The organism is Paractinoplanes toevensis (genome assembly GCF_018332695.1).
In the GTDB taxonomy this organism is placed as follows: Bacteria; Actinomycetota; Actinomycetes; order Mycobacteriales; family Micromonosporaceae; genus Actinoplanes; species Actinoplanes toevensis.
Genome location: NZ_BOQN01000198.1, coordinates 1 through 1,321, shown reverse-complemented (window position 1 = coordinate 1,321; position 1,321 = coordinate 1). Strand labels below are relative to the sequence as shown.

The 1,321-nt window shown below is 66.0% G+C and carries 2 protein-coding genes; both read right to left on the bottom strand.

The annotated features are described in order from the left end of the window. Nucleotides 1-46: 46 nt before the first annotated feature. Nucleotides 47-943, bottom strand: a complete 897-nt coding sequence (locus Ato02nite_RS50105; protein ID WP_246608244.1) for an IS3 family transposase — start codon at nucleotides 941-943, stop codon at nucleotides 47-49. After that, nucleotides 940-1,251 (bottom strand): transposase, encoded by a 312-nt coding sequence (locus tag Ato02nite_RS50100; protein ID WP_213013819.1) that lies wholly within the window; start codon nucleotides 1,249-1,251, stop codon nucleotides 940-942. The genes Ato02nite_RS50105 and Ato02nite_RS50100 overlap by 4 nt, the downstream gene beginning before the upstream one ends. Nucleotides 1,252-1,321: the final 70 nt, after the last annotated feature.

The following is a 1,321-nucleotide window of genomic DNA, read 5'->3' as shown; positions in this document are numbered from 1 at the left end:
TGGGCTTGACCCGATTCGACGGACAGGGTCGATGTGTTGACCTTAGTCAGGCTGCCTGGCGTGCCGGCAGTGAGTCGCTGCCGGTCGCTTCGAAGGCGGCGGGGCTGAGATAGCCGAGAGTCGAGTGTCGGCGGCGGGTGTTGTACCAGCCTTCGATGTACTCGAATATGGCCTGGCGGGCGGCGGTGTGGGTGGGCCACGGCTGGCGGTGGATGAGTTCGGTTTTGATGGTGGAGAAGAACGACTCGGCGACCGCGTTGTCCCAGCACTGTCCGCGCCGGCCCGTCGACAGGCGGATGCCGTGGGCGGCGGCGAGGCGGGCATGTTGGGCGCTGGTGTATTGACAGCCGCGATCGGAATGAAAGACCAGCCCCGACGGCGGCCGGCGCCGTAGAAGAGCGTCGGTGAGGGCGGCGTCGACCAGGTCGGTCTTGAGGTGATCGGCGACGGCCCAGCCGACGATGCGGCGGGAGGCCAGGTCGATGACGGTGGCCAGATACAGCCAGCCCTGCCACGTGTTGATGTAGGTGATGTCTCCGCACCAGCGGGTGTCGACCGCGGTTGCGTCAACGGTGAAGTCACGCCGGAGCAGGTCAGGACGCCTGCCGGCATTCGGATCCGGGATGGTCGTGGTCCGCCACCGGCGTGGGCTCTTGCCGGCCAGCCCGGCGACGCGCATGAGCCGGGCGACGCGTTTACGGCCGTGTCGCAGTCCCGCGTGGGCCAGGTCGGCGTGCACGCGCGGCGCTCCGTAGGTGCCTTTCGACACCGCATGCACCACGGTGATGCGCTCGGTGAGTTCGGCATCGACGCGACGGCGCGGGGTTTGCTCACCACGAACATGTTGGTAGTAGGCGGATCGGGAGACTTCGAGTAGCTCGCACGCACGCTTGACGTTGTGCTTACCGGTCTTTTCCGCCTCGATGAACGGGTACCTGTTCACCGGGTCTCCTTGGCGAAGAAAGCCGTTGCCCGCTTCAAAATATCGACGTCTTCGCGCAGCCGCCGGTTCTCGCGCCGCAACTGGGCGAGTTCGTCTCGTTCGCTGCTGGTCAACCCGTCGTTACGGGCGCCGGTGTCGAGGTCGGCCTGCTTGACCCATTCCCGGACCGCGGTCTCGGTCAGGTCGAAATCCTGGCTGACCTGCCGGACCGTGCGATCCCCACGCTGACACAACTCGACGATCTCGGCCTTGAACTCAGGCGTGAACGACCGACGAGGCCGTGCGCGCTTCTTCGCCATGTTCTCCATGATGATGGACATCCTCCCGGAGACCCCAGGTCCCCTGATCTCGGATGTCCGTCAAAACGGGGCAGGCCCA

Bases quoted from the DNA above. Each gene is read 5' to 3' on its own strand.
- Ato02nite_RS50100 (WP_213013819.1), bottom strand. From the start codon at position 1,251: ATGGAGAACATGGCGAAGAAGCGCGCACGGCCTCGTCGGTCGTTCACG.